This window comes from Roseococcus sp. SYP-B2431 (assembly GCF_004336745.1).
In the GTDB taxonomy this organism is placed as follows: Bacteria; Pseudomonadota; Alphaproteobacteria; order Acetobacterales; family Acetobacteraceae; genus Roseococcus.
Map to the genome: position 1 here is coordinate 852,742 of NZ_SJXD01000011.1, position 25,760 is coordinate 878,501.

The 25,760-nt window shown below is 71.4% G+C and carries 24 protein-coding genes and 1 other RNA gene; 7 read left to right on the forward strand and 18 right to left on the reverse strand.

From position 1 onward, the window contains the following. The 4 genes from mreD to EJV46_RS05330 all read right to left on the reverse strand — a co-directional run bounded on the left by mreD (nucleotide 1) and on the right by EJV46_RS05330 (nucleotide 4,248). Nucleotides 1-540, reverse strand: a complete 540-nt coding sequence (mreD, locus tag EJV46_RS05315; RefSeq protein WP_131547531.1) for a rod shape-determining protein MreD — start codon at nucleotides 538-540, stop codon at nucleotides 1-3. Between the two features lie 4 nt (nucleotides 541-544). Then, complete coding sequence (gene mreC / locus EJV46_RS05320; protein WP_131547532.1) at nucleotides 545-1,414, reverse strand: rod shape-determining protein MreC; 870 nt, start codon at nucleotides 1,412-1,414, stop codon at nucleotides 545-547. A 49-nt stretch (nucleotides 1,415-1,463) separates the two neighbouring features. Next, nucleotides 1,464-2,507: a rod shape-determining protein gene (locus tag EJV46_RS05325; protein WP_131547533.1), complete on the reverse strand. Its 1,044-nt coding sequence runs from the start codon at nucleotides 2,505-2,507 to the stop codon at nucleotides 1,464-1,466. 157 nt (nucleotides 2,508-2,664) lie between these two features. Then, the gene (locus EJV46_RS05330; protein WP_131547534.1) at nucleotides 2,665-4,248 is read right to left on the reverse strand and encodes a 2-isopropylmalate synthase; all 1,584 of its coding nucleotides are present in this window, start codon (nucleotides 4,246-4,248) and stop codon (nucleotides 2,665-2,667) included. A 321-nt stretch (nucleotides 4,249-4,569) separates the two neighbouring features. On the opposite strand from EJV46_RS05330, the gene EJV46_RS05335 reads away from it, so the two are divergent. Further along, entirely contained in the window at nucleotides 4,570-5,547 is a 978-nt protein-coding gene (locus EJV46_RS05335; protein WP_165585350.1) for a tripartite tricarboxylate transporter substrate binding protein, read from the forward strand. 11 nt (nucleotides 5,548-5,558) lie between these two features. Here the strand turns inward: EJV46_RS05335 and EJV46_RS05340 are convergent, their stop codons facing one another. Continuing rightward, on the reverse strand, nucleotides 5,559-7,370 hold the full coding sequence (locus EJV46_RS05340) for a hypothetical protein (RefSeq protein WP_131547536.1): 1,812 nt from the start codon (nucleotides 7,368-7,370) through the stop codon (nucleotides 5,559-5,561). Between the two features lie 99 nt (nucleotides 7,371-7,469). Here EJV46_RS05340 and EJV46_RS05345 point away from each other — a divergent pair, with 99 nt between their 5' ends. Further along, complete coding sequence (locus EJV46_RS05345) at nucleotides 7,470-7,937, forward strand: OmpA family protein (RefSeq protein WP_206020705.1); 468 nt, start codon at nucleotides 7,470-7,472, stop codon at nucleotides 7,935-7,937. 72 nt (nucleotides 7,938-8,009) lie between these two features. After that, complete coding sequence (locus EJV46_RS05350; protein ID WP_131547538.1) at nucleotides 8,010-8,465, forward strand: OmpA family protein; 456 nt, start codon at nucleotides 8,010-8,012, stop codon at nucleotides 8,463-8,465. Between the two features lie 58 nt (nucleotides 8,466-8,523). On the opposite strand, the gene EJV46_RS05355 is transcribed toward EJV46_RS05350, so the two are convergent. The 5 genes from EJV46_RS05355 to miaA all read right to left on the reverse strand — a co-directional run bounded on the left by EJV46_RS05355 (nucleotide 8,524) and on the right by miaA (nucleotide 14,114). Next, on the reverse strand, nucleotides 8,524-9,594 hold the full coding sequence (locus tag EJV46_RS05355; protein ID WP_131547539.1) for a putative zinc-binding metallopeptidase: 1,071 nt from the start codon (nucleotides 9,592-9,594) through the stop codon (nucleotides 8,524-8,526). 91 nt (nucleotides 9,595-9,685) lie between these two features. After that, nucleotides 9,686-10,702, reverse strand: a complete 1,017-nt coding sequence (gene ilvC, locus EJV46_RS05360) for a ketol-acid reductoisomerase (RefSeq protein WP_131547540.1) — start codon at nucleotides 10,700-10,702, stop codon at nucleotides 9,686-9,688. Nucleotides 10,703-10,749: 47 nt separating this feature from the next. Next, nucleotides 10,750-11,265, reverse strand: coding sequence for an acetolactate synthase small subunit (gene ilvN / locus EJV46_RS05365; RefSeq protein ID WP_131547541.1), 516 nt, complete (start codon nucleotides 11,263-11,265; stop codon nucleotides 10,750-10,752). Between the two features lie 5 nt (nucleotides 11,266-11,270). Then, nucleotides 11,271-13,067 carry an acetolactate synthase 3 large subunit gene (locus EJV46_RS05370; RefSeq protein WP_131547542.1) on the reverse strand — a complete coding sequence of 599 codons (1,797 nt, stop codon included), beginning with the start codon at nucleotides 13,065-13,067 and terminating at the stop codon, nucleotides 11,271-11,273. 36 nt (nucleotides 13,068-13,103) lie between these two features. Next, nucleotides 13,104-14,114, reverse strand: a complete 1,011-nt coding sequence (gene miaA / locus EJV46_RS05375; protein WP_131547543.1) for a tRNA (adenosine(37)-N6)-dimethylallyltransferase MiaA — start codon at nucleotides 14,112-14,114, stop codon at nucleotides 13,104-13,106. Between the two features lie 29 nt (nucleotides 14,115-14,143). On the opposite strand from miaA, the gene serB reads away from it, so the two are divergent. After that, the gene (gene serB, locus EJV46_RS05380) at nucleotides 14,144-15,037 is read left to right on the forward strand and encodes a phosphoserine phosphatase SerB (RefSeq protein WP_131547544.1); all 894 of its coding nucleotides are present in this window, start codon (nucleotides 14,144-14,146) and stop codon (nucleotides 15,035-15,037) included. A 16-nt stretch (nucleotides 15,038-15,053) separates the two neighbouring features. Here serB and EJV46_RS23400 read toward each other — a convergent pair whose 3' ends face one another. The 4 genes from EJV46_RS23400 to hflK form a co-directional block, all read right to left on the reverse strand. After that, entirely contained in the window at nucleotides 15,054-15,908 is an 855-nt protein-coding gene (locus EJV46_RS23400; RefSeq protein WP_131547545.1) for a tellurite resistance TerB family protein, read from the reverse strand. A 93-nt stretch (nucleotides 15,909-16,001) separates the two neighbouring features. Next, on the reverse strand, nucleotides 16,002-17,630 hold the full coding sequence (locus EJV46_RS05390; RefSeq protein WP_131547546.1) for a Do family serine endopeptidase: 1,629 nt from the start codon (nucleotides 17,628-17,630) through the stop codon (nucleotides 16,002-16,004). 106 nt (nucleotides 17,631-17,736) lie between these two features. Next, nucleotides 17,737-18,750, reverse strand: coding sequence for a protease modulator HflC (gene hflC / locus EJV46_RS05395; protein WP_131547547.1), 1,014 nt, complete (start codon nucleotides 18,748-18,750; stop codon nucleotides 17,737-17,739). Beyond that, a complete protein-coding gene (gene hflK / locus EJV46_RS05400) occupies nucleotides 18,747-19,964 on the reverse strand; it encodes an FtsH protease activity modulator HflK (protein ID WP_131547548.1) in 1,218 nt (405 codons plus the stop codon). The genes hflC and hflK overlap by 4 nt, the downstream gene beginning before the upstream one ends. Before the next feature lie 154 nt (nucleotides 19,965-20,118). Here hflK and EJV46_RS05405 point away from each other — a divergent pair, with 154 nt between their 5' ends. Both EJV46_RS05405 and EJV46_RS05410 read left to right on the forward strand, forming a co-directional pair. Beyond that, the gene (locus EJV46_RS05405) at nucleotides 20,119-21,237 is read left to right on the forward strand and encodes an Mrp/NBP35 family ATP-binding protein (protein ID WP_131547549.1); all 1,119 of its coding nucleotides are present in this window, start codon (nucleotides 20,119-20,121) and stop codon (nucleotides 21,235-21,237) included. Beyond that, nucleotides 21,234-21,569 carry an MmcQ/YjbR family DNA-binding protein gene (locus tag EJV46_RS05410; protein WP_131547550.1) on the forward strand — a complete coding sequence of 112 codons (336 nt, stop codon included), beginning with the start codon at nucleotides 21,234-21,236 and terminating at the stop codon, nucleotides 21,567-21,569. Before EJV46_RS05405 ends, EJV46_RS05410 begins: the two co-directional genes overlap by 4 nt. Here the strand turns inward: EJV46_RS05410 and EJV46_RS05415 are convergent. Genes EJV46_RS05415 through thyX form a run of 3 tightly spaced genes read right to left on the reverse strand, consistent with a single transcriptional unit; the run spans nucleotide 21,556 to nucleotide 24,006 of the window. Then, nucleotides 21,556-22,440, reverse strand: a complete 885-nt coding sequence (locus tag EJV46_RS05415; protein ID WP_240782410.1) for a ribokinase — start codon at nucleotides 22,438-22,440, stop codon at nucleotides 21,556-21,558. The two genes, EJV46_RS05410 and EJV46_RS05415, sit on opposite strands and share 14 nt — an antisense overlap. Further along, on the reverse strand, nucleotides 22,437-23,021 hold the full coding sequence (locus EJV46_RS23180; protein WP_131547552.1) for an HD family hydrolase: 585 nt from the start codon (nucleotides 23,019-23,021) through the stop codon (nucleotides 22,437-22,439). The genes EJV46_RS05415 and EJV46_RS23180 overlap by 4 nt, the downstream gene beginning before the upstream one ends. A 46-nt stretch (nucleotides 23,022-23,067) precedes the next feature. Continuing rightward, the gene (thyX, locus tag EJV46_RS05425; RefSeq protein ID WP_131547553.1) at nucleotides 23,068-24,006 is read right to left on the reverse strand and encodes an FAD-dependent thymidylate synthase; all 939 of its coding nucleotides are present in this window, start codon (nucleotides 24,004-24,006) and stop codon (nucleotides 23,068-23,070) included. A 114-nt stretch (nucleotides 24,007-24,120) separates the two neighbouring features. Here thyX and ssrA point away from each other — a divergent pair. Next, nucleotides 24,121-24,444, forward strand: a transfer-messenger RNA (tmRNA) gene (gene ssrA, locus EJV46_RS05430). Nucleotides 24,445-24,593: 149 nt separating this feature from the next. Here the strand turns inward: ssrA and EJV46_RS05435 are convergent. After that, nucleotides 24,594-25,748 carry an NADH:flavin oxidoreductase/NADH oxidase gene (locus tag EJV46_RS05435; RefSeq protein WP_131547554.1) on the reverse strand — a complete coding sequence of 385 codons (1,155 nt, stop codon included), beginning with the start codon at nucleotides 25,746-25,748 and terminating at the stop codon, nucleotides 24,594-24,596. Between the last annotated feature and the right edge of the window lie 12 nt (nucleotides 25,749-25,760).

Genomic DNA, 25,760 nt, shown 5'->3' on the forward strand with positions numbered 1-25,760 from the left:
TCACAGCGCGAGCTCCGCCCGGCGCATGGCCGTGTGCAGCCGGGTCAGCACCCAGGCCAGCATCGGATAGAGGCCGACCGAGACGCCGAACTGGGTGAGGCCGGGCGTGGTGGGCGGCAGGTGCCAGCCCAGCACCGCCTCCAGCGCCCAGCCCAGCCCGGCCGCGCCGGCTGCGAAGGCACAGAAGATCAGCCAGGCCGCGAGGAAGGACTGGCGCACCAGCACCTCGCGCCAGCGCAGCGCCACCCCGTGCACCACGAGCAGCGTCAGCACCCCCGCGCCGAGCGGGGCAAAGGACAGGAGATCCTGCAGCAGGCCCAGGAGGAACACCACGGGCGCGGGCATGGCAGCCGGCCGGAAGATCGTCCAGAAGAAAATGCCCGGTAGCGCCAGCGCCTGGATCAGCCCCGGCGCGCCGACCGGCACCGCCGCGAGGATGATGAGGAAGGCGGTGAAGCAGGCGGGAAAGCCGGCCCGCGCGCCGGCATCGAGCCGCCGCAGCAGGCCCATGGGCGGCTCGGGCCGGCCCTTGATGTCCATCCGGTCAGCGCCTGCCGGGGGTCCGCGGCTCCGGCCGCGCCACCGCCTCGGGCGGTAGGATACCGGAAAGGCCGAAGTCGAAGAGCCGCAGCACGTCCAGCCGCTCCAGCTGGGCGAAGAGCTCCACCTCGGCGGCGCCGCTCTCGCTCCACCGCACGACGCCGACCGGCAGCCCGGCCGGAAAGGCCCCGGCCTGGGCGCTGGTCACGACCCGATCGCCCTCGCGAGGGGTGGTGCCCTCCGGCCAGTGCTGCAGCCGGGGCCGGGCCATGTTGCTGCCGACCATGATCGCGCGGGCGCGGCTACCCTCCAGCGTCACGGGGATGCGGCTGTTGATGTCGGTGGCGAGCAGCACGCGGGCGGAGCGGTTGCCCACCTCGGTCACGCGGCCGGCGAAGCCGCGCTCGTCCAGCGCCACCTGCCCCTTGCGGATATGGTGCTGCGGGCCGGCGGCGAGCAGCACGGCGCGGGCATAAGTGCCGCCGGCATCGGCGACCACGCGCGCGGTGCGGAATTGCGGCGCGGGCTCTGGCACCCAGGAGAGCTGGCGGCGCAGCAGGGCGTTCTCGGCCTCGAGGGCCAGGGCCGTCGCCTGCCAGCGGCGCAGGCGCTCGTTCTCCTCGACGAGCCGGGCATTCTCCCCGCGCAGCTTCCAGAGCGTCTCCGCCTCCGAGACCGTGTCGCGCAGGGCGGAGAAGGGTTGCTGCACCGCGCCCCAGATCGGCGAAAGCGCGTCGGCCAGCGCCATCCGGGCGCGCTCGACCAGCAGGGCGTCCGCCTTGCCGAGCAGCATGGCGCCGAAGGCGGCCGCGATCAGCACCGGCAGGGAGAGCCGGGCAAGGGCCTGACGCAGAGGGATACTCAGACGGATCATCAGCGCTCCGCCCTAAAGGGGTAGCCCCAGGGGTTCAGTCAGTCCGCTATCAATACATCGAAGTCAGCACCTGGCGAAGCCGCTTCAGCTCCTCCAGGGCGCGCCCCGTGCCCAGGGCCACGCAGTTCAGCGGCTCCTCTGCCACCACAACGGGCAGGCCTGTCGCATCCCGCAGCACCTCGTCCAGGCGATAGAGCAGCGCACCGCCGCCCGTCAGGACGATCCCCTTGTCCACGATGTCGGAGGCCAGCTCCGGCGGCGTGTTCTCCAGCGCGACCTTCACGGCGTCGACGATCTGGGTGACCGGCTCCAGCAGGGACATCGCGATCTCGCGCTGGCTGACCACGACCTCGCGCGGGACGCCGTTCATCAGGTCGCGTCCCTTCACCTCCATAAGCGGCCCGTCCTCGCCGTCGAAGGGGACGGTCGCGGCGCCGATGCCCATCTTGATGCGCTCGGCCGAGCTCTCGCCGATCAGCAGGTTGTGGGTGCGGCGGATGTAGCTGATCACCGCCTCGTCCATCTTGTCGCCGCCCACGCGGACGCTGCGCGCATAGACGATGCCGCCGAGGGAGATCACCGCGACCTCCGTGGTGCCGCCGCCGATGTCCACCACCATGGAGCCCGAGGGCTCGGTCACCGGCAGGCCGGCGCCGATCGCGGCGGCCATCGGCTCCTCGATGAGCAGGACCTTGCGGGCGCCGGCGCTCTCCGCGCTCTCCTGGATGGCGCGGCGCTCGACGGCGGTGGAGCCCGACGGCACGCAGACGATGATCATCGGCGAGGTGAAGCTGCGCCGATTATGCACCTTGCGGATGAAATGCTTGATCATCTCCTCCGCGACCTCGAAATCGGCGATCACGCCGTCGCGCAGCGGGCGGATGGCGGCGATGTTGCCGGGCGTGCGGCCGAGCATCTGCTTGGCCTCCTCGCCCACGGCGAGGACCTGCTTGCGGCCGCGATTGTCGGAGATGGCGACGACGGAAGGCTCGTTCAGCACAATGCCCCGGCCCTTCACGTAAACCAGCGTGTTGGCGGTGCCGAGGTCAATGGCCATGTCGGCGGAGAGGAAGCCGAACAGGCGTGAGAACATGCGGGAGGGCCTTCCGAGGCAGGATGGGAGGGGGGTGGCGTAGCCTTAGATGCCGAACGGGGCAAGCTGCGCGGATGCGAGAGGGCCCTGCCCGCTCGCGCTCTCCCGCCAGGGCCTTTGGCCCTGGACCCTATTCCTCAGGAAAATCAAATCGATCCTACTCCGCCGCGCTGACCGCCGGCGGCTCCGTCCGCTCGCGCTTCACCAGCAGCTTGTTCAATGCGTGGACATAGGCTCGCGCGGAAGCGACGATCGTGTCCGTATCCGCCCCCTGCCCGTCCACGAGCTTGCCCTCTTCCTCGATGCGCACGGTCACGCGGGCCTGGGCGTCGGTGCCGCCGGTCACGCTCTGCACGGCGTAGAGCTTCAGATTGCCGCCATGCGGAAAGGCCTGCCGGATCGCGTTGAAGGTCGCGTCCACCGCGCCGTCGCCGCCCGACATGCCCTCGACCTGCTCGCCCTCGACCTCCAGCACCACCGTGGCCATGGGCCGCGTGCCCATGCCGGTCGCGACCGTCATGCCGGTGAGGCGGATTCGCTCGTTCGCGCGGCCGACCTCGTCGTCCACCAGGGCGGCGATATCCTCGTCGTAGACGACCTTCTTGCGGTCGGCCAGGTCCTTGAACCGCTTGAAGGCGTCGTTGAGCTGGTTGTCGCCGACCTCGTAGCCCAGGGTCTTCAGCCGGTCGCGGAAGGCCGCGCGGCCGGAATGCTTGCCGAGGATGATGGAGTTTGTGGTCCAGCCCACGCTCTCGGGCGTCATGATCTCGTAGGTGGAGGCGTCCTTCAGCACGCCGTCCTGGTGGATGCCGCTCTCATGCGCGAAGGCGTTGCGGCCGACGATGGCCTTGTTGGGCTGCACGTCGAAGCCGGTGATGGTGGCCAGCAGCTTCGAGGTGCGCAGGATCCGCTTGTTCTCGATGCCGGTGTGCAGCTTCAGCGCATCCTGCCGGGTGCGCAGCGCCATCGCGACCTCCTCGAGCGCGGCATTGCCCGCGCGCTCGCCGATGCCGTTGATGGTGCATTCGATCTGCCGCACGCCCGCCTGCACCGCGGCCAGCGTGTTCGCCACGGCGAGGCCCAGGTCGTTGTGGTTATGCGCCGAGAAGATGACCTTGTCGGCGCCCGGCACCTTGTTCACCAGCGTCGAGAAGATCAGCCCCATATCCGCGGGCAGCGAGTAGCCCACGGTGTCGGGGATGTTGATCGTCGTGGCGCCGGCCTTGATGGCCGTGTCCACGCAGCGGCAGAGGAAGTCGAGATCGGAGCGCGAGCCGTCCTCGGCCGACCACTCGACATCGGCCGCATGGTCGCGCGCCAGCTTCACGCTCTCGGTGATGCGCTCCAGCACCTCCTCGCGCGTCATGCGCAGCTTCACCCGCATGTGCAGGTCGGACGTCGCGAGCACGATATGGATGCGCGGGCGGGCGGCGGGCTTGGTCGCCTCGGCCGAGGCGAGGATGTCGGCCTTGTTGGCGCGCGACAGGCTGGCGATGACCGGCCCGTCCTTGGAGAAGCGCTTCGCGATGGACTGCACGCTCTCGAAGTCGCCGGGGCTCGCGATCGCGAAGCCGGCCTCCAGCACGTCGGCGCCTAGGTCGTGGAGCGCCTCGGCCATGCGCAGCTTCTCGTCCAGATTCATGGAGAAGCCCGGCGACTGCTCGCCGTCGCGCAGGGTCGTGTCGAAGATGATGATGCGGCCGCTGTCCAGCTTGCCGAAGGAAGGGTGATCGATGCTCATGATGGTCCCTTTGGGCGCGTTCGCGTTGGTTCGGTGTTTCCCGGTGCATGTCCCCGCGGACGGGGTCCCCTGAGCGGTGCTGGCCTCAGACGGCCTGCGTCACACCCAGGGGCGGGAAAGTCGAAGCGCCAGGAGGGTGGGCGAAAGGAGGGCGAGCGAGAGCGCGCGGGCCTTGGTGAGCCCGGCAGACATCGCAGAGATTGCGGTGTGCTTCGCCATGGCGAAAGCTTTACCCGCCGGAATGGTCCGGATCAAGTGCGATGCAAGATGGACGCATGGCCGGCATTTCCGCCAAGCTCCCGGAAAACCCGGAGGAAAACCATGCGCCGTCCCCTTCTCGCGCTCTGCCTGGCCGCGGCGCTGCTGCCGTCCCTGCCCGCAGCCGCCCAGGAATGGCAGCCGGAACGGCCCGTCCGCATCATCCTCCCCTTCCCGCCCGGCGGCGCCACGGACCTCATCGCCCGCGTGCTGGCCGACCGCGCCAGCCGCGACCTGCCGAACCGCTGGGTGGTTGAGAACCGCTCGGGCGCCAACGGCAATATCGGCATGGCGGCCGCGGCCCAGTCGGCGCCGGATGGCTATACGCTGGGCGCCTGCACCATCGGCAACTGCGCCATCAATGCCGCGATCTACGCCCGCATGCCCTTCGACATCGAGCGCGATCTCGTTCCCGTCTTCTGGAGCGGCAGCGTGATGAACGCGATGGTCGTGCGGCCGGACCACCCGGCGCGGACCTTCCAGGATTTCGTCGCCTGGGCGAAGCAGCCGGGCCGCCAGGTGAGCTATTCCTCCTCGGGCTTCGGCAGCTCCAACCACCTGCTGCCGGAGTTCATCAACGGCCGGCTCGGCCTCCAGATGGTCCACGTGCCCTTCCGTGGCGGCGCGCCGGGCATGCAGGCGGTGATCGCCGGCAACACGCAGATGATGTTCGAGAACACGCCGACGCTGATCGGGGCCATCCGCGGCGGTCAGCTTCGCGCCCTGGCCGTCAGCGGCTCCACCCGAGACCCGGCCTTGCCGGACGTGCCGACCCTGGGCGAGGCCGGCCTGCCCAATGCCGTCATCGAGCCCTGGTTCGGCTACATGGCGCCGCGCGGCACGCCGGCCAATGTCGTGGCGCGGCTCAACGCGCTCTTCAACATGGCGCTGGCCGACGAGGTGGTGCAGTCCCGCCTGCGTGACCTCGGCGCCCGGCCCGAGGGCGGCCCGCCCGAGCGCTTCGCGGCCCATGTCCGCAGCGAGATCGCGCGCTGGCGCGAGGTGGTCGAGGTGAACCGCATCGAGCGGATCGCGGAATAGGGGCCGGTCCCTCAATCCGCGCAGGCGCCCTCGCGGACACGCTGGCGCGTGGCGCCGCCCTCTTCCTCCTCCGTGACCGTCTCGCGGCAGCGGATCCGGCGGTAGACGCGGCCGTCGTAGCGCCAGGTGGTGACGTTGTGGATGGCGGCATTGGTCCGGGCCTGGATCGTGACGTCGCGCGCGCGGCCGCCGATGGCGCGCTCCAGCCGGAAGCCATAGCCCGCATCCTCCAGGACGAGGCGATAGCCGCGCCCCTCGCGCACGGCGATGGCGTAGCCGCAATTCACATTGCCGCACTCGCCGTGGATCAGCCAGGCGCCGAGGCCCGGCGCGAGCCGCATCAGCTCGGGCGCGGCGGGCACGCGCTCCGCCTCCGGCTCCCAGGGCAACGTCGGCCCCTGCGTCCCGGCCAGGGCGGCCAGGCGACGGTGACGCCAGAAGGCCTGCCGCTCGGCCATCAGCCTCGACCGGACGGCCCCGTGGTCGGCCAGCGCCTCGACGATGTCGGGCCGGTCGATCGCCTCGGCGACGGCGACCGGCGAGTCGCCCGCGACGGGCCCGGCGGCGGATTCATGGGCCAGGATGAGGGCCAGCGTGTCCAGGTCGCCCTCCCGCCGGGCCTCGACCCCGCCGAGGCAGCCCATGTAGTGCGGGAGCAGCCGGGCGCCCTCGGGCGCGCCGGTCTCGACGAGCGCCTGCAGCAGCCGCGCCTCGGCGGCGCAGGCCAGGCTTCCCGCGAAGCCGGCCAGGTCGGCGGGACGCAGCCCGGCCGCCAGCATCAGCCGTAGCGTGGGCCGCTCGCGCCGCTCGACGAGCCGTGTCCAGAGCCGGTCGCCGGCGGCTTCGGCGAGAGCCTCGTCGAAAGCCTCGGCCGGGCAGCGGAGCAGGAGGCTGCGCGTGGTGCCGCGCAGCGCCTCCATCCAGGAGGTCTCGCCCTCGATCGACAGCCAGCCGCGAACCGCCTGGCGCGGCAGGGTGGCGCAGAGCACGGCGGCCGGCGCGGCTTCGACCAGTTCGGCCCAGCGGCCGAGCAGCGGCTCGACGCGGGCGGCGCGCTCGGCCAGCACGTCCTCGCCCAGCTGCGCCAGCACCGGCATGCGCCGCCGCGCGCCGTTGCGCGAATCCGTGGCCACGGCACCGAGATCCAGCGCGGCGAGGCGGCGGAAGGCGCCGTCGCCCTCCACGCCCGGCGGCAGCTGCCGGACGAGCTCGGCCAGCGCGTCGGGATAGGGCCGCAGCCCGGCGGCCAGCATGGCCTCGACCAAAGCGGGCGGCGGCCGGCGCGAGGGATGGGCCAGCATGGTGAAGGGGAGCGAGCAGGCGGGCTCCGCCGCCCGCTCCGGCGGGATCAGCGGCAGCAGCGCCGCGGCGGCGGGGAAATTCGCGCCGTCGCGCCCAAAGACGAGCTGGCCCAGCAGGGTGCAGCGGCGCTCGGGCGCGGTGAGCCCGGCGACACGGAGAAACAGCGCCTCCTCGCCCGGAAGCGCGGCGAGGCGCGTGGAGAGCGAGCCGCCGCCATGGCCCATGGGGCCGGCGATCTGCGCTTCCGGCGCGAAGCCCGCCGCCCGGGCCGCCTCCGCGAAGGCCTGCAGCGTCGCGCGGGTCGCCTCGTCCGGCGTGGCGGCCAGCGCGTCGGTCATCGCGAAGGCGGGAGGCAGTCGCGCCGGCCGGTCCGGCCGGGCGCCGACGGCGAAGGCGGCCGCGACCGCCGCCGGGTCGCGCGCCTCGATCGCCGCCAGCAGCGCCGCGCCGGGATCCTCCTGCGCCGGCGCCGGCAGCGGCCCAAGGAGGACGCACAGGGCAAGGATCCATCGGGCGACCATCGAATTCCTCTACGTCAGGGGCTTTCTGCGCGGAAGCGCCGTGACACGAACCCCTCCGCGCGGCACAAGGGCGTAACGACCGATTCCATGGAGACGCACGTGATCGCCCCCTTCACCCGACTCGCGCTCGGCGCGACCCTCCTCGCCATGGCCGCCTGCGCGGAGGCGCCCGCTCCCGCGCCGGTCGTCGCCGCGCCCCCCCCGCCGGCCCCGGCCGCGCCGCCGCCTGCCGCGTCGCTCGACGGCCGTCAGGCCCTGCCGATCTTCTTCGAGCCCTGGTCGGCCGCGCTGGACGAGCCCGCCGAGGGCGCGCTGCGCGATGCGGCCAAGCTGGCGCAGGAGAATCCAAGCGTGCGCATCCTGGTCGTGGGCTATGCCGACCCGCGCGGCTCGCGCGCGGCCAATATCAGCCTCTCCCGCCTGCGCGCGCGCGTCGTGGCCGACTTCCTGGCCGCGAACGGCGTCGCGGCCACCCGCATCCGCACCCTCTACCGCGGGCCGGTCGCGGGCATGGAGGGAATCGAGAGCCGCCGCGTCCAGGTCCAGGTGGATCGCGGCCAGCGTTAATCCTTGTCCCCGACGTAACCTCGCGAGCCTTCGGGTGTTGGGCCGATTGCCATTCACCCGAAGGATGCCTCCATGATGCTCAAGCCTTTCCTCGGCGCCCTCGCGGCTGTCGCGCTGCTCGGCGCCTGCTCGAGCCCGCCGCCGGCGCGCCCCGTGGCCCAGGCGCCGGCCGCCCCGGTCGTTCCGCAGCCGGCTGCGCCCACCGGCGACGGTCGCGTCGCCGCCATCCACTTCGAGCCGATGTCGAGCGTGCTGACGCCCCAGGCGCGCGCGGAGCTCGGGCCGGTGCTCGACCGGCTGATGGCCAATCCCGGCACGCCGGTGCGGATTACCAGCTACTCCGCCCGCGATGCCATGCCGCTCTCGCGCGAGCGCACGCAGGCCATCCGCATGGCGCTGAGCGAGCGCGGCGTTCCGAGCGCCCGCATCCGCGTGCTGAACGCGCGCATGATGCCGAATGCCGACCCTGACGTGGTCCAGGTGCAGGTCCAGGGCCAGGCTTCCAGGGCGCGCGACCCGCGCGCCTGACCGCGCCGCCGGACGTGAGGACGCAAGCCGCCGGACTCCGTCCGGCGGCGTTCTTCGTTCAGCCCCCCGGCACCGTGCCATGGGTCAGTGACTGGATGAAGCCAAGCTTCCGCACCACCGCCGGCGAGAGCACGAAAGGATAGAGATCGGCGATACCCATGCTGCGGTTGAGGCTGTTCACGGCCACCGTCAACGGAACCCAGGCCTCCATCACCGTCGCGATATCCGTGCTGCGATAGGGATCGAAGGCGACTTCGGCCGAGAGCTCGCCGGTGCGGTCCGCGCGCGGCGAAACCTCCATACCCAGGGCGCGCGCCATCTCCAGCGTATCGACGATGTGCAGGTAATGCGCCCAGGTCTCCGCGAAATCCTCCCAGGGGTGGGCTGTCGCATAGGTGCTGACGAAATTCCCCTGCCAGTCGGCGGGCGGCCCCTGGTCGTAGTGGCGCTGCAGCGCCGCCCCGTAATCCTGGCCATCGTCGCCGAAGACCGCGCGGCATTCCTCCAGCCGGCCACCGTCGCGCACCAGCCGGTCCCAGAAGTAATGGCCGGACTCGTGGCGGAAATGGCCCAGCAGGGTGCGGTAGGGCTCGCCCATGGCGGCGCGGCGGGCGGCCCGTTCCGCATCGTCGGCCTCGACCAGCGCCAGGGTGATCAGGCCGTTGTCATGGCCGGTCATGACCTGCTGCCCCGCCTCGGGCGCATCGGCGAGGAAGTCGAAGGCCAGCCCCCCCTCCGGGTCCCTGGTGCGGTCGGTCAGCGGCAGGCGGAGGCGGATGAAGCTGTAGAAGGCGCGGTGCTTCGCGACCTCGATCTTCTGCCACCGCGCCTTGTTCAGCGGGTCCGAGATGTCGGGGATGGTGCGGTTGTGCCGGCAGGCGAGGCAGAAGCGCTCCTCGCTGTCCCCGGGAAGCAGCCAGTTGCAGGCATCCTCGCGCGCATTGTCGCAGAAGCGCCAGACGCCGCCCGGCGCGGCCCGCGCGGTGAACTCGCCCTCATCGCCCGCGGGTTCCAGCGCCGAGAGCGCATTGGGCTCCGGCAGATAGCCGAGCACGGCGCCGCATTTGACGCAGGAGGTGTTCTCGAAATGCAGCACCTGGCTGCAGTTCTGACAGGGGAAGAGCCGCATGGTCGATTCCTGGCCCGGCGCCGGCCGGACCTCGGCGGAACAATGCGGCAGACCGCCGCGGGGTTTCGTCGCCCCGCGGCGGATCGGCGCCTCAGTTCTTGGCCTTGTCGACCAGCGCGCCCTTGGTGATCCAGGGCATCATGGCGCGGAGCTTGGCGCCGACCTCCTCGATCGGGTGCTCGGCCAGCCGGCGGCGGGTGGCCTTGAAGCTGGCCTGGTTCACCTTGTTCTCCAGCATCCAGTCACGCGCGAACTTGCCGCTCTGGATGTCGTGCAGCACGCGCTTCATCTCGGCCTTGGTCTCGGAGGTGACGATGCGCGGGCCGGTGACGTACTCGCCATACTCGGCCGTGTTGCTGATCGAGTAGTTCATGTTGGCGATGCCGCCCTCGTAAATGAGGTCGACGATCAGCTTCACCTCGTGCAGGCACTCGAAATAGGCCATCTCGGGGGCGTAGCCGGCCTCGACCAGCGTCTCGAAGCCAGCCTTGATGAGCTCGACCAGGCCGCCGCAGAGCACGACCTGCTCGCCGAAGAGGTCGGTCTCGCATTCTTCCTTGAAGGTCGTCTCGATGACGCCCGAGCGCCCGCCGCCGATGGCCGAGGCGTAGGAGAGCGCGATCTCGAGCGCATTGCCCGAGGGGTTCTGCTGCACGGCCACGAGGCAGGGCACGCCGCCGCCCTTCTGGTACTCACCGCGCACGGTGTGGCCGGGACCCTTCGGCGCGATCATGAACACGTCGATGTCTGAGCGCGGGTCGAGCAGGTTGAAGTGGACGTTCAGGCCGTGCGCGAAGGCAAGCGCGGCGCCCGGCTTCATGTTGGCGTCCAGCGACTCGCGGTACAGGTCGCCCTGGCCCTCGTCCGGGGTCAGCACCATGACGAGGTCAGCCCACTTGGCCGCATCGGCCGGCGACATAACCTTGAAGCCCGCGGCCTCGGCCTTCTTCGCGGAGCCGCCCGGACGCAGGCCGATGACGACGTCCTTCACGCCGCTGTCGCGCATGTTCATGGCATGGGCATGCCCCTGGCTGCCGAAGCCGATCACGGCGACCTTCTTCGCCTTGATCAGGTTCACATCGGCATCACGATCGTAATAGACGCGCATGTCTGTGGCGCTCCTCTTTCGCTGTCAGTCTAAGGGGTTGAAGTCGTTCAGGCGGCCATGTGCGAGGTGCCGCGCGCTATGGCGACGGCGCCCGTCCGGCTGATCTCGGCGAGGCCCAGCGGCCGCATGAGCGCGCATAAGGCGTCGATCTTCTCGCCCGCGCCGGTCATCTCGAAGACGAAGCTCTCCGTCGTCGCGTCGACCACCCGGGCCCGGAAGGCATCGGCCAGCCGCAGCGCCTCGACGCGGTGCTCGCCCCTGCCCACCACCTTGATGAGCGCGAGCTCGCGCACGAGGTGCGGCCCCTCCTGCGAGAGGTCGGCCACCCGGTGCACGGGCACCAGCCGGTCCAGCTGTGCCTTGATCTGCTCGATCACCATATCCGTGCCCGTGGTGACGACGGTGATGCGCGAGAGGCGCTTCTCCTCATCCACGGCAGCCACGGTCAGGCTCTCGATGTTGTAGCCGCGGCCCGAGAAGAGCCCCACCACGCGGGCCAGGATTCCGGCCTCGTTCTCCACCAGCACGGCGATGGTCGCCGTGCGCGTCGCATTGTCGGTCATCGCCCTTACACCAGCACCTTGCCTTCGTCGGTGACCGATTTGGCGTTCTTCTCCTGGTCGGGGCCCAGGATCATCTCGTCATGCGCGGCGCCCGAGGGGATCATTGGGAAGCAGTTCTCGTCCTTGGCGACGCAGATGTCGGCGATGACCGGGCCGGGATGGGCCAGCATCTCGCGGATCACGTCGTCGAGCTGATCGGCGCTCGTCGCGCGCAGGCCGCGGGCGTGGAAGGCATCGGCCAGCTTCACGAAGTCGGGCAGCGCCTCGGAATAGCTCTCCGAGTAGCGGCTGCCATGCAGCAGCTCCTGCCACTGGCGCACCATGCCCATGTATTCGTTGTTCAGGATGAACACCTTCACCGGCAGGCGGTACTGCGCGAGCGTGCCCATCTCCTGGATGTTCATCAGGATCGAGGCCTCGCCGGCGATGTCGATGCACAGCGCGTCGGGATGGGCGATCTGCACGCCCATCGCCGCCGGCAGGCCGTAGCCCATGGTGCCGAGCCCGCCCGAGGTCATCCAGCGGTTCGGCTTCTCGAAGCCGAAATACTGCGCGGCCCACATCTGGTGCTGGCCGACCTCGGTGGAGATGAAGGTGTCGCGGCCGGTGGCCTTCGTCATCTCGTAGAGGCGCTTCACCGCGTGCTGCGGCTTGATGATGGAGCCCTGCTGGACATAGGCGAGACAGTTCTTCGCCCGCCACTCGTCAATCCGCTTCCACCACTCGAGCTGCCCGGCCTTCGCGACCGGCGTCGGATCCTGCTTCCAGCATTCGATCAGCGCGGCGAGCACCTGGGCGGCGTCGCCGATGATCGGCACCTGCACCTCGACGTTCTTGTTGATCGAGGAGGGGTCGATGTCGGCGTGGATCTTCTTCGACCCGGGGCTGAACGCGTCGAGGCGGCCGGTGATGCGATCGTCGAAGCGCGCGCCGATGTTCAGCATCACGTCGCAGCCGTGCATCGCGAGGTTGGCCTCGTAGGTCCCGTGCATGCCGAGCATGCCCAGGAAGAGCGGGTCGCTGGCCGGGAAGGCGCCGAGGCTCATCAGCGTGTTGGTGCAGGGCATGCCGGTGAGGCGCACGAACTCCGCCAGCAGGCGTGAGGCCTCGGGGCCGGAATTGATGACGCCGCCGCCGGCGTAGATGATCGGCCGCTCGCTGCGCTTCAGCAGGCGCACGGCTTCCTGGATGCGCGCGGGATCCGGCGCCGTCACGGGACGGTAGCTGCGGTGCTCCGCCTTCGGCGCCTCGGTGTAGGGCGCCGGCTTGATCAGGATGTCCTTCGGCAGGTCGATCACGACCGGGCCGGGACGGCCGCTGCGCGCCACGTAGAAGGCCTCGTGCACCGTCTTCGCGAGATCCTCGCTGCGCTTCACCAGGTAGTTGTGCTTGGTGGCGGGGCGCGTGATGCCGGTGGTGTCCGCCTCCTGGAAGGCGTCGTTGCCGATGAGATGCGTGGGCACCTGCCCGGTCAGGCAGACGAGCGGGATGCTGTCCATCAGCGCGTCCACCAGGCCGGTCACGGCATTGGTGGCGCCGGGGCCCGAGGTCACGAGCACGCAACCCACCTTGCCGGTGGAGCGGGCATAGCCTTCGGCCGCATGCACCGCGGCCTGCTCGTGCCGCACCAGGATGTGGCGGATGGCGTTCTGCTGGAACAGCGCGTCGTAGATCGGCAGGACGGCGCCGCCGGGATAGCCGAAGATGACCTCGACGCCTTGTTCCTTCAGCGCGCGGAGGACGACCTCAGCGCCCGGGCGCTGATCCGTCGTTGCGGTGGAGGAGAGGATGGCGGCGGACATGGCGCGGCTGTCTTTCGTGTTGCTGGCGAGGGACGCTTACGGGCCGTGCTGCGCCGCGTCAACTGCCTCGTAAAGAAACGCGAAGAGATCGGATATATTTCTTTCCGAAAATTGCTCATGTCCCGCGATTCGCGCATTGATCCTATGCGTCCCTTGCGGTTCCGCCAGCGCCTGATGCCGGAACCAGGTGGCCTGGCGCTTGGTATAGGCGGCGGTGTGGGCGATGGCGCGCCGGCTCGCCTCGGCTTCGTCGATCTCCCCGCGGAGCATGGCTGCCACCTCGGGAACGCCGTGCGCGCGCATGGCCGGGAGCGCGGGATCGAGGTGCTGCTCCAGCAGCGCGGCCACCTCGGCGACGGCGCCGCCCGCCATCATGGCCGCCCAGCGCGCGACGATCGCCTCGCGCAGCGCGCCGCGCGGCGGATCGAGCAGGATGGCGCGGAAGCGATAGGGCGCGGCCGGCAGGACGGGCGCCGCGCGCTGCCAGGAGGCGAGGCTGCGTCCGCTGCTGCGCCAGACCTCGTAGGCTCGGGCGATGCGCTGGCTGTCCGAGGGCCGCAGCGCGGAATCCTCCGGGTGCAGCTTCGCGTGAAGGCCGCCGGGGCCGAGCTCTCCGAGCAGGGCGCGAGCCTCCTCGCGGGCCGCGGCGGAGACCTCGGGCAGCGCGGAAATCCCCTGCGTCAGCGCGCGCAGATACATCCCCGTCCCGCCGCAGAGGATGGGCAGCCGCGCTCGCGCCATTTCCGCCAACGCCGCCTCGCGCCACCAGGCGACATGCCCTGCCCGCGCTGCCGCCAGCACCCCATAGAGCGCATGCGGCGCGCGCGCCTCCTCCTCGGGGCTCGGGCGCGCGGTGATCACGCGCAGCTCGCGATAGCACTGCATCGCATCGGCGTTGATGACGGTCCCGCCGAAGCGCTCGGCGATGGCCAGGGCCAGTGCGGACTTCCCCGCGGTCGTCGGTCCGGCGACGATCAGGGCCGTCCGCCGCGCGGATTCGCGCCCGCCCCGAGGCCCGGCCGATCCGGCGCGCACGGGTTGTGTCATCTCCCACGCCCCGGCATGGTCCGGCCGCCATGCCGCATGTCCTGACCCTCATCGCCGCGCCCGGTGCGCTCGCGCCCGCGCAGCTCCTCGCCGCGAAATCCGCGCTCGCCGCGCTCGGCGCCGATTGCGACGCCCCCGACTGGCTCGCCGAGAACGAGGCGGTGGACCTGCCCTTCGCCGCGCTGGCGCCTGAGCAGGCGATCGCCGCCGCGAAATCGGCGCTGGGCGACGCCCCCATCGACCTCATCGCCCAGCCGGCCGAGGGCCGGCGCAAGAAGCTGCTGCTGGCCGACATGGACAGCACCATCGTCACCAGCGAGACCCTGGACGAGATCGCCGCCTTCGCCGGCCTCAAGGAGAGGATCGCCGAGATCACCGCGCGCTCCATGAACGGCGAGCTGGATTTCCGCCAGGCGCTGATCGAGCGGGTGGGCATGCTGAAGGGCCTCGATGCCTCTGCCCTGGACGAGACCTGGAGGACGACCGAGCTGACGCCGGGCGCCGCCACGCTCATCGCCACCATGCGGGCGAACGGCGTCCATACCGCGCTCGTCTCGGGGGGCTTCACCTTCTTCACCAGCAAGGTCGCGGAGCGCTGCGGCTTTCATGAGCACCACGCCAATACGCTTCTGCTGGAGGACGGCAAGCTTCTCGGCACCGTCAGCGAGCCCATCCTCGACCGAGATGCCAAGCTCGCCACGCTGAAGCGCCTGGCCGCCCAGCTCGGCCTCAGCCTGGCCGAGACCGCCACCGTGGGCGACGGCGCGAACGATCTCGCGATGATCCAGGCCGCGGGGCTCGGCATCGCCTATCACGCGAAGCCCATCGTGGCCGCGGCGGCCCGGCACCGCATCAGCCACGCCGACCTGACCGCGCTGCTCTACGCGCAGGGCTACCGCGCCGCGGAATTCGCGGCGGCCTGAGCCGCCGCAATCCTCGTCAGGCGGGGCCCTGCGCCGCCGTCTCGGCTTCCCGCAGCTGGCCGTCGAGCTGCGCGCGCAGCTCCGCAGGCAGGCGCAGCGCGGCCGAGAGGGCACTCAGATAGGCACGCTCCGAGGAGGTGTCCGCGCCGCCCATCGCCATGGCCGAGGCGAGATAGAGTTCCGCCTTCTGCGCGTCGGTCGCGGCGAGGCGCGCAATGGCGGCGGGGTCGGGAGCCGTGTCCAGCACGCCGAAGATCTCGCCCTTCTCCTCGTCCGACAGCGCCAGGCGCTCGGCTTCGGCGAAGATGCGCTCATGCTCCTGGGCGTCAAGCGTGCCGTCCGCGCGGGCCGCGGCGACCATGGCCCGGATGACCGAGAGGCCGAAGGGATTGCCGTCGCCATCGGCCGCCGCGGGCTGGGCGAATTCGTCCGGCGCCGGCACGCCGGCGGCCGGGCTGCCCTGCTGCTCCTTCCACTGGCTGTAGGCGCGATGCGCGAGGAGGCCCAGCAGCGCCATGCCGCCCACGCGGAACAGGCCGCCGCCGCCGCGCCCGCCCAGCATGGAGCCGAGCAGCCCGCCCGCCGCGGCCGCCTGGCCCGCGCCGCCCATCGGAGGGCGCAGCTGCCCCAGGAGATCGCCCAAACCGCCGCCACCCTGGCCGCTGCCGCCCTGGCCACTCCCGCCCTGGCCACGGCCGGCGCCGCCGAGCAATCCGCCGAGGCCGCCCCCACCGAGCAGCCCGCCAAGGCCGCCGCCAAGACCGCCGCCCTGGCCACCTGCCCCGCCGCCGGAGCCGCCGAGCAAACCGCCCAGCCCGCCGCCCGAGCCGCCCAGCAGCTGGTCCATCATCCGCTTCAAATCCGTCGCCATGGCGATCGCCTCCAACTTGGTTGATGGAGGAACGCCCCGGGGCGGGCCGGGATGCCTGGCCGGACTATTTGCCCGGCCAGGCCAAGGGCCGCCTTACCCCGGCGCGCCGCGCGGCGGGGATAGCCGCAGCGGCACGAAGCGCTGGCCCTGCTGGCTCTCGATCAGGAACAGCGCCGTGGCCCGTCCCTGGCGGCGCAGGCGCTCGATGCGCTCCTGCACCTCCTGCGGCGTCGTGACGCGCTCCTGCTGGATTTCCAGGATCAGGTCGCCCGCGCGGATCTCGCGCTCGGCGCCGGGCGAGTTGGGCGTCACCTCGGTCACGAGGACGCCGCGCTGCTCGGGACGCAGGCGGAAGCGCTCGCGCGTCTCGGCGGTGAGCGCGGCGACCTTCAGGCCCAGCCCCGAAAGCTCGATCGGGCGGTCGCCGCGCGGGGTCTGCTGGGGCGTGCCGGCGGCGGGCGTCGCCTCGCTGGGCAGCTCGCCCAGCGTGACGGTGAGCGTCTCCTCGCGGCCGTCGCGCCAGACGACGACGGGCACCTGCGTGCCCACGGCCGTCTCGGCCACGATGCGCGGCAGGGTGCGCATCTCGCGCACCTCCTGGTTGTTGAAGCGCAGCACGACGTCGCCGTTGCGGATGCCGGCGGCGGCGGCCGGCGCCCCCTCCTGCGCACGGGCGATGAGCGCGCCGCGCCCGCCGCCCCGCATGCCCAGGGATTCGGCGATCTCGTCCGTCACCTGCTGGATGTTCACGCCGAGCCAGCCGCGGCGGACGCGGCCCCCTTCGGCCAGCTGGCGGGCTACCCCGCGCGCCAGGTTGGACGGGATGGAGAAGCCGATGCCGATCGAGCCGCCGGTCGGCGAGTAGATGGCCGTGTTGATGCCGACGATCTCGCCGCGCATGTTGAAGAGCGGGCCGCCCGAATTGCCGCGGTTGATGGCCGCATCGGTCTGGATGAAGTCGTCGAAGGGGCCCTGGCGGATGTCGCGGCCGCGGGCCGAGACGATGCCGGCGGTGACGGTGCCGCCCAGGCCGAAGGGATTGCCGATCGCCAGCACCCAGTCGCCGACCAGGGCCGTGTCGGAATCGCCCCAGGCGAGGGCGGGCAGCGGCGCATTGTGCTGCACGCGCAGGACGGCGATGTCGGTGCGCGGATCGGTGCCGACCAGCGTGGCGCGGAGCGAGGTGTTGTCCTGCAGGATGACGTTGATCTCGTCCGCGCCATCGATCACGTGGTTGTTGGTGATCACGATGCCCGAGGGATCGACGATGAAGCCCGAGCCGAGCGACTGGGCCCGGCGCGGCGCCTGGCGCGGCCCCTCGCCCTGCTGGCCCGGTGCGCCGGGGGGCGCTCCCGGCCCGCCCGGGGGCCGGTTGCGGTTAAAGAAGTCGCGGAAGAATTCCTCGAAGGGCGATCCGGGGGGCGCCTGCGGCGTCTCCGGCGCGTCCGGGCGTCCGGGGCGCGGCCCCGCGCCGGAGCCCTGCGAGGTGGAGATGTTCACCACCGCCGGCAGCAGGCGGCGAACCAGGGGCGCGAAGCTCTCCGGCGCTCCCGGCATCGGCACGGGCAGCGGCGCGACCTGTCCGGCAGCGGCCGGCGGCGCCGGGGCGCGAGGGGCATCGGCCGGGGGTGCGGCAGCCGGGGGCGCGGCGGGGGGAGAGGGCTGTTGCGCCAGGGCCGGCAGGGAGAAGGCGAGGAGCAAGGCAGTGGCGGCAAGGCGCATGGGTCACCCCGGGGGAAGGATATAGGCCGGGCGGCAAGGCACCGCCCGGCATGGATATGTGGAGGCTAGGGCCGGCCTGCCAAGCACGCCAGCCATTAACCCTTCGTCAGCGCGGCGCCGCCGGGGCCTCCGCCGGCGCGGAAGCCGCTGGAGAAGGAAGCGAGGGAGGCCCGCCGGCCGGAGCCGCACCGGCCGCGTCGGCAGCCGGCCGAGCGGGCGGGGCCTGCACGGCCGCCGCGGGATTGGGCGCCGCTGCCCTTGCCGGCATGTCCCGGAAATAGCGGAAGAAATCGCTCTCCGGGGTCAGCACCATGCGGGACTCGCCGGTCGAGAAAACCTCCCGGTAGGCCTGCATGGTCCGCCAGAACTGGAAGAACTCCGGATCCCTCTGGAAGGCTTCGGCGAAGACGCGGATGGCTTCCTGCTCGCCGGTGCCGCGCAGGATGGCGGCATTCGCTTCCGCCTCGGCCAGCAGGACCGTGCGGTCACGCTCGGCCTGGGCGCGGATGCGGGCCGCGACCTCGAAGCCCTCGGCGCGGGCCTCGCGGGCGATACGCTCACGTTCCGACTGCATCCGGCTCAGAATCGCCTGGGTGTTCTCCTCCGGCAGGTCGACGCGGCGGATGCGCACGTCGACGATCTCGATGCCGAAGCGCTGCCCTTCCTCGTTCACCTGGTTGCGGATCTCACCCATGATCCGGCCGCGCTCGGCGCTGAGCACGGCGGCCAGCGTCTCGCTCGCAAGCACGCGGCGCAGCGAAGAGGTGACGATCGAGTTCAACCGCCCCCGAATCCCCTGCTCCGCCGCACCCACCGTCTGGAAGAAGAGCAGCGGGTTGGTGATGCTGTAGCGCGTGAAGCTGTCCACGATGAGGCGGCGCTGGTCACCCAGGATCACCTCTTCGCCGGCCGTGTCGAAGTCGAGCAGGCGGCGGTCGAAGGTGATGACGTTCTGGATGAACGGCACCTTCATGTGCAGGCCCGGCGTGTCGATCACGCGAATCGGCTGGCCGAACTGCGTGATCAGCACTTGGTGGGTCTGCTGCACAGTGAAGAAGCTGGAGGCGGCGGTGAAGAGCAGCGCGACGAGGATCGCGCCGCCGATGGCGAGGCGGTTCATCGGGCGCCCCCCCCGCGCTGCGGCACGACGCTGGGCGGGACCGGGGCGGCCGGCGGCGCGGTCCTGGGCTGGCCGCCCATAACGGGCGCCTGCCGCTGGGTGCCTTCGCCGAGCGGCAGGAAGGGCACGATGCCCTGCAGCCGGTCGTCGATCAGCGTCATGCCGTTGCGCTTGAGGATCTCTTCCATGGTCTCCAGGTAGATGCGGCGCACGGTGATGTCCTGCGCCTGGGAATAGGCGGAAAGCACGGCGGTGAAGCGGCCGGCCTCACCACGCGAGCGGGCGATCTGCGCGTCGCGGAAGCCCTGCGCCTCCTGGACCATGCGCTCGGCTTCACCGCGCGCACGGGGGATGATGTCGTTGCGGAAGCTCTCCGCCTCGTTGCGGGTGCGCTCGCGGTCGGCATTGGCGCGCTGCACGTCGCGGAAGGACTCCACCACGGCCGCCGGCGGGTCCGACTTCTGCATCTGGACCTGCGTGATCTCCACGCCCGCACGGTACTGGTCCATGATGGCCTGCAGGCCCCGGCGGACATCCTGCTCGATCTGCGCGCGCGCCTCGGTGAGCGCCTGCTGGATGGGCGTGCGGCCGATCACCTCGCGCATCACGGATTCGGCGGCGGATTTCACCGTGTCCTCCGGATTGCGGGTGTTGAAGAGGAAGTCGCTGGCGTCGCGGATGCGCCAGAAGATGGCGAAGTCCACGTCGATGATGTTCTCGTCGCCGGTCAGCATCAGCGACTCGGGCAGCACGTCGCGGCTCGCGATCACGCGCGCGCCGGGCGCGGCCTCGGCGCCGCCGCGGAAGCCGACATCCACGCGGTTGATGCGCGTGACGCGGGGCGTCGTGACGCTCTCGACCGGCCAGGGGATGCGATAGTTCAGGCCCGGGGGCGCGGTGCGGTCGAAGGCGCCGAAGCGCATGACCACGCCGAGCTCGTCCGGCTGCACGCGGTAGAAGCCCGAGGCGCCCCAGATGCCGGCCAGCAGCACGGCTGCCAGCGCCAGCCCCTTCCCGCCCCCGCCGCCGCGCGGCAGGAAGCGCCGCACCGCGGCCTGGGCGTTGCGGATCATCTCCTCGACGTCGGGACCAGGGCCCGATCCGCGGTTGTTGCCGCCGCCCGGGGGGCCGGAGGGCGGGCCGCCCCAGGGTCCGCCCCCACCGGGGGGTCGCGGATTGCCCCAGGGGCTGTTTCCGCCGTTGTTCCACGACATGTGTACCGAACTCTCCCGTGCCGCCGGGCCAGGTGGCGCCGGTCAAAGATGAACTTCCGTCAACATATGGTGCGCGGCGCTCCCTGGGGAGGGGTGCACCGCAGGCTCGACAGATGCATATGTCTGCTCCGCCGGGTCAAGGAAAGGTGAAGCTATGTCAGAGAAGCTCGCGGAAGCCGTCCGCGCCGCGCTTTCGGCGGTGAAGGATCCCGCGACGGGCCGCGACGTGGTGGCCGCCGGCATGGTGGGCGCGATCTCGGCGCGCGACGGCCTGGTGCAGTTCGGCCTCGCCGTGCCGCGGGAGCAGGCGCGGGCCATGGAGCCGCTGCGGGCGGCCTGCGAGGCGGCGGCGGCGGCGGTGCCCGGGGTGATCGCGGCCACGGTGGTGCTCACGGCTCATCGCGAGGTGGCGGCCCCGCAAGGCCCGGCGCGCGCGACGCGCCCGCCGCCGGGCCCGGGAGGGGCTCAGGGCCAGCAGGTGCTGATGCCGGAGGTCCGCCGCATCGTGGCCATAGCCTCCGGCAAGGGCGGCGTCGGGAAGTCCACCACGGCGGTGAACCTCGCCGTGGCGCTGGCGCAGCAGGGCCTGCGCGTGGGGCTGCTGGACGCCGACATCTACGGCCCCTCCCTGCCGCTGATGCTCGGGTCGAGCGAGAAGCCGCTGACCACGGGCCAGCGGGTGATCCCCATCGAGAAATGGGGCCTGAAGGCCATGTCCATCGGCTTCCTGGTGGACCCCGAGACGGCGATGATCTGGCGCGGGCCGATGGTGATGGGCGCGCTGGAGCAGATGATGGGCCAGGTGGAATGGGGCGCGCTGGACATCATGGTCATCGACATGCCGCCGGGCACGGGCGACGCGCAGCTCACCCTCTCGCAGCGCGTGGCCCTGGCGGGCGCCGTCATCGTCTCCACCCCGCAGGATGTGGCGCTGATCGACGCGCGGCGCGGCGTGCAGATGTTCGGGAAGGTAAATGTGCCGGTGCTCGGGCTGATCGAGAACATGTCGTATTTCTGCTGCCCCGCATGCGGCCATCGCAGCGAGATCTTCGGGCATGGCGGCGCGAGGGCCGAGGCGGCGCGGATGGGGACGGAGTTCCTGGGCGAGCTGCCGCTGAAGCTCTCCATCCGCGAGATGGCGGATGCCGGGACGCCGATCGTGACCGCCGCGCCCGACAGCCATGAGGCGGAGACCTACCGGCGCATCGCGGCGCGGATTTGGGAGAAGGTGGAAGCCCCCGCCAAGGCCGGCCCGCGGATCGTGATGGAATGATCGCGCGGCTGCGGAAGATCTGCCTCGCTTTGCTCGAGGCGGAGGAGCGCGAGACCTGGGAGCACCCGACCTTCCGCGTGCGCGAGAAGATCTTCTGCATGGGCTTCCCCGACCAGAAAGCCTGCTGGTTCAAGGCGCCGCGCGGCAGCCAGGAGCTGCTGATCGAGGCGGATGCCGAGCGCTTCTTCCGGCCGCCCTATCTCGGCCACAAGGGCTGGGTGGGCATGAAGCTGCACGGCCAGGCCGACTGGAAGGAGGTCGAGGCCTTCCTCCGCCGCAGCTATTCCCTCATCGCGCCCAAGACCCTGGCGCGGCAGGTCATGACCGGCTGAGCAGCGCGTCGATCTCGGCGGCCGTCGGCATCGCCGGCGCGGCGCCGGGCTTCGTGCAGGCCAGCGATCCCGCGGCGCTGGCCCGGCGCATGGCCGCCTCGAGCGGCAGTCCCCGGTCCAGCGCCGCGGCGAGCACGCCGCACCAGGCATCGCCGGCGCCGACCGTATCGACCACCGCCACGCGATGGGCCGGCAGGCGCAGCACGCCCTCGCCGGTGACGGCGGTGACGCCGCGCTCGCCCTCGGTCACCGCGACACCGATGCCCAGCGCCGCGTGCAGGCTGCGCGCATCGCCGGGCTGGCCGAGCCGGCCGCCGATCCAGGCCGCCTCGCTCTCGTTGAGGATCAGCAGGTCCAGCGCGCGCAGGGCGTCGGGCGCCAAGGCGGCGGCGGGGGCGAGGTTCAGCAGCATGCGCGCGCCGGCTGCCCGGCCGCGCGCGATCAGCGCGGCATTCGCGGCCGGGGGAACCTCCATCTGCATCAGCAGCGTCGCCTCCGGCGGGATGCGCTCGACCTGCGCGGCGCTCGCCCGCCGGTTGGCGCCGGCAGAGACGGCGATCTGATTGCGTCCCTCGGCATCCACGCAGACGCAGGCGAAGCCGCTCCCCTCCTCCACCTCGCGCAGGCCGACGACATCCACGCCGGCCGCCAGCGCCGCCGCGCGCAGCAGAGCGCCATGGGCGTCGCGCCCGACGCAGCCCACGAAGCGCGCATCCCCGCCGTCGCGCGCGGCGGCGATGGCCTGGTTGAGCCCCTTCCCGCCCGGCAGCGCGGCCCCCGCCTCGCCCAGCACGGTCTCGCCGGGTCGCGGGAGGTGGGGCACGCGGAAGACCAGATCGGCGATGGCGGAGCCGAAGACGATGAGAGTCACGGCCGCAGCAGGCCTTCCGCCATGGCGCGCTCGTAGAGCGCCACGATCATGGGCGCGAATGGCGGGCCGAGGTCGATCGCCGGCTGCATGCGGACGAGACTGCGGGCCTTGGTGAGGCCGATCGCCTTCCAGGCCGGCGCGCCGCATTCGACCTGCTGGAGAAAGCCCTGGAGCCGGTCGCAGCCCATGGCGAAGCGGGCCTCGGGCGTCTCCTGCGCCTCGAAGGCCTCCCAGGATTCGCGCAGGCGGCGGCCGACATCCGCGGGCAGCAGGCCGAAGATGCGGTCGGCGGCCGCGCGCTCGCGCCCCATCTGGGTGAGCAGGCCGGCATCGTCGAAGGCGAAGGTGTCGCCCGCCTCGATCTCCACCACGTCATGGATGGCGATCATGGCCAGGACCTCGGCGAGGTCGGGCCGGGGCGCGACCTCCTCGGCCAGCGTGGCCGCGATCAGCGCGACGTGCCAGGCGTGCTCGGCCGAGTTCTCCCGGCGCCCGCCGGTCTGCGCGGCGCGAAGCGTGTGCTTCAGGCGATCGGCGAGAGCGAGGAAGGCGAGAATCGCGTCCCTCCGCTCAGGAGTCATGCTGGCCGGCTGATTCAGACCTACGCGCCCTTCGGCGCTTCGGTCATCAGGCGGCACGGCCCAGCGTCTCCATCAGCTCGCGCCATTCGCGCTTGGAGAGGCCGCTGGCCTCCTGCGTCACCGTCTCGCCCGCCAGCATGCGCTTCACGATGGAGAGCATCTGGGCGGAGAGCAGCGCCGCGCCCATGCGGTAGTCCCGGAACGCCTCGCAGCAATGCGGAACCCAGGCCTCCACGGTCTTCATCATCGCCTCGGCATAGACGCGGATCTCGTATTGCGCGTGGCTGTCGGCGCGCAGCGAGAGGAAGCCGAGCAGGTTGTGCAGGTCGGTCTTCCAGTACCACTGGGTATAGGTGTTGAGGGTGAGGTTCATCCGCGCCAGCTCGCGCGCCAGGCCGCTCCGGCCCTGGTCGAGGGGGGCGCCGGCCTCGTCCTCGTTCAGCATCCAGGCGTAGTGGTCGTAGTTGCGGGTCGCGTCCTCGCGCAGCAGGTCCAGCACCCGGGCGGCGTCCTCGCCCTCCAGCACCTCGCCGCGGCCCTGGCGGTTCACCCAGGATTGCGCGGCGAGCTGCGCGGGCTCGGGGATGTAGAACTCGCGGTCCATGACCGAATAGCGCGCGGAATACTCGTTCACATTCGCCGTGCGGTGGCGGATCCATTGCCGCGCCACGAAGATGGGCAGCTTCACGTGGTACTTGATCTCGCACATCTCGAACGGCGTGCTGTGCCGGTGCCGCATGAGGTAGCGGATCAGCCCGCGATCCTCGCTGACGGCCCTGGTGCCCCGCCCGTAGGAGACGCGCGCCGCCTGCACGACCGCGCCGTCGTCGCCCATGTAGTCCACCACGCGGACGAAGCCGTGGTCCAGCACGGGCAGCGCCTGGAAGAGCATCGCCTCCAGCGCCGGTACGGTCGCCCGGCGGGTCTCGGCCCGGCTGTTCTGGGCCTCTGCGATTTCGCTCTGCTGCGCGCCGGTGAGTGCCACGGGGTCCCCCTTCCTGATCCGCCCCGCTTTATCCCCGACCGGCGGCTGGAGCCAGAGCGGCGCCTAAGCCGCGGGACCGGCGCGATAATCGGATGTGCGATTCGGTCGCGTGCCCCCCTCGCATCCGGAACCGGGGATCGCTATATGAGCGGTGCCGCTTGCGGCTATGGCGATAAACGTTGCGTGGAATAATCGTTACGGACCCGGGGGCAGTGCCCGGCGTCTCCACCACCATCCGGTCCTTTGTCAGGGATCAGGTCTTGGGGACGAAACAGGCTCGACGTGCGTGGTAAAGACGTAGCTTTTGCCCGGCATTGTACCGCCGTTATCGGGCTAAATCACAAGTGCCAATGACAATGTCCGCGAGGACATGGCGCTCGCTGCCTAGGAATAGGTAAGCGCGGTTCGGGGGGCGCCGGGCAACAGAAGCCCCCCACTTTTGCGCAGCAAAAGTGCGATTTTTACCGCCCTCAAGCGCCGGGCGCGGCCTTCGGCCGCTGGCTCGGATCGCTGAAGCGATCCGCCGCGCCTATTCGGCGCGGATTCCGGGCTGGCGCGCCGCTTCTCCCCGGCCAGAGATTTCCCCGCTACTCCGCCGCCTTCGCGTAGGGGCCGAGCTGCGCCAGCGCGTTGTCGCGGACGTTGAGCCACCAGCCGTGCTGCTTCGGCCAATGGTCCGCATGGCCGTTCTCGCCGGTCAGCGCCAGGCGCGCATGCAGCGGCCAGTTTGGATTCTCCAGCGCCTCGCGGCCGATCGCCACGAGGTCCGCGCGGCCCTCGGCCACCACGGCCTCGGCCTGGTGCGGGTCGACGATCAGCCCCACCGCCATGGTCGCGATGCCCGTCTCGCGCCGGATGCGCTCGGCGAAGGGCACCTGGAAGCCATAGTCGCGCCGCGGCCCGCGCGCGCCCGTGGCCGAGCCGGCGATGCCGCCCGACGAGCAATCCACCACGTCGATTCCCACCGCCTTCAGCGCGGCGGCGAAGGCGAGGCTCTCCTCCTCCGGACGCCCGCCCTCGGCGCCGTCCACCACCGACAGCCGCAGGAAGACCGGCTTATGCGCCGGAAAGGCCTCGCGCACCGCCCGCGCCACCTCCAGCGGGAAGCGCATCCGCCCCTCGGCATCGCCGCCATAGGCGTCGTTGCGCTGGTTGGAGAGCGGCGAGAGAAACTGGTGCAGCAGATAGCCATGAGCGTTGTGCAGCTCCACGATGTCGAAGCCCGCCGCATCCGCCCGCCGCGCCGCGGCGGCGAAGGCGTCGCGGATGCGGGCCAGCCCGGCCTCGTCCAGCGCCTTGGGCATCAGATGCCCCTCGCCCAGCGGCACCGCGCTGGGCGCGACGATGTCCCAGGGCCTGTCTCCCCGCTCGACATCGGCCTGCGTCAGCGCGCCATTGCCGAACCAGGGCCGCTGCATCGCCGCCTTGCGGCCCGCATGGCCGATCTGGATGGCAGGCACAGAGCCCTGCCCACGGAGGAAGTCGGCGATCGGTGCCAGCTTGGCCGCCTGCGCGTCCGACCATATGCCGAGATCGCCGTTGGTGATCCGCCCCTCCGGCGAGACCGTGCAGGCCTCGACCATCACCGAGCCCGCGCCGCCGACCGCGAAGCGGCCGTACTGCACCATGTGCCAGGCGCCGGCGAAGCCGTCCTCGGCGGAATACTGGCACATCGGCGAGATCACGATGCGGTTCGGCAGGGTGATGCCCCGCAGGGTCATGGGCTCGAGCAGCTTGGGCATGGTCGGTCGTCT

Excerpts from the sequence above, each read along its gene's own strand:
- EJV46_RS05350 (WP_131547538.1), top strand. The coding sequence starts at position 8,010 with ATGATGCTCAAGCCTTTCCTCGGCGCCCTCGCGGCTGTCGCGCTGCTC.
- EJV46_RS05435 (WP_131547554.1), bottom strand. The coding sequence starts at position 25,748 with ATGCCCAAGCTGCTCGAGCCCATGACCCTGCGGGGCATCACCCTGCCG.
- mreD (WP_131547531.1), bottom strand. The coding sequence starts at position 540 with ATGGACATCAAGGGCCGGCCCGAGCCGCCCATGGGCCTGCTGCGGCGG.
- serB (WP_131547544.1), top strand. The coding sequence starts at position 14,144 with ATGCCGCATGTCCTGACCCTCATCGCCGCGCCCGGTGCGCTCGCGCCC.
- hflK (WP_131547548.1), bottom strand. The coding sequence starts at position 19,964 with ATGTCGTGGAACAACGGCGGAAACAGCCCCTGGGGCAATCCGCGACCC.
- hflC (WP_131547547.1), bottom strand. The coding sequence starts at position 18,750 with ATGAACCGCCTCGCCATCGGCGGCGCGATCCTCGTCGCGCTGCTCTTC.
- ilvN (WP_131547541.1), bottom strand. The coding sequence starts at position 11,265 with ATGACCGACAATGCGACGCGCACGGCGACCATCGCCGTGCTGGTGGAG.
- EJV46_RS05405 (WP_131547549.1), top strand. The coding sequence starts at position 20,119 with ATGTCAGAGAAGCTCGCGGAAGCCGTCCGCGCCGCGCTTTCGGCGGTG.
- ilvC (WP_131547540.1), bottom strand. The coding sequence starts at position 10,702 with ATGCGCGTCTATTACGATCGTGATGCCGATGTGAACCTGATCAAGGCG.
- EJV46_RS05410 (WP_131547550.1), top strand. The coding sequence starts at position 21,234 with ATGATCGCGCGGCTGCGGAAGATCTGCCTCGCTTTGCTCGAGGCGGAG.
- EJV46_RS05330 (WP_131547534.1), bottom strand. The coding sequence starts at position 4,248 with ATGAGCATCGATCACCCTTCCTTCGGCAAGCTGGACAGCGGCCGCATC.
- mreC (WP_131547532.1), bottom strand. The coding sequence starts at position 1,414 with ATGATCCGTCTGAGTATCCCTCTGCGTCAGGCCCTTGCCCGGCTCTCC.
- EJV46_RS23180 (WP_131547552.1), bottom strand. The coding sequence starts at position 23,021 with ATGACTCCTGAGCGGAGGGACGCGATTCTCGCCTTCCTCGCTCTCGCC.
- EJV46_RS05355 (WP_131547539.1), bottom strand. The coding sequence starts at position 9,594 with ATGCGGCTCTTCCCCTGTCAGAACTGCAGCCAGGTGCTGCATTTCGAG.
- EJV46_RS23400 (WP_131547545.1), bottom strand. The coding sequence starts at position 15,908 with ATGGCGACGGATTTGAAGCGGATGATGGACCAGCTGCTGGGCGGCTCG.
- EJV46_RS05335 (WP_165585350.1), top strand. The coding sequence starts at position 4,570 with ATGCGCCGTCCCCTTCTCGCGCTCTGCCTGGCCGCGGCGCTGCTGCCG.
- EJV46_RS05325 (WP_131547533.1), bottom strand. The coding sequence starts at position 2,507 with ATGTTCTCACGCCTGTTCGGCTTCCTCTCCGCCGACATGGCCATTGAC.
- EJV46_RS05390 (WP_131547546.1), bottom strand. The coding sequence starts at position 17,630 with ATGCGCCTTGCCGCCACTGCCTTGCTCCTCGCCTTCTCCCTGCCGGCC.
- EJV46_RS05340 (WP_131547536.1), bottom strand. The coding sequence starts at position 7,370 with ATGGTCGCCCGATGGATCCTTGCCCTGTGCGTCCTCCTTGGGCCGCTG.
- EJV46_RS05370 (WP_131547542.1), bottom strand. The coding sequence starts at position 13,067 with ATGTCCGCCGCCATCCTCTCCTCCACCGCAACGACGGATCAGCGCCCG.
- miaA (WP_131547543.1), bottom strand. The coding sequence starts at position 14,114 with ATGACACAACCCGTGCGCGCCGGATCGGCCGGGCCTCGGGGCGGGCGC.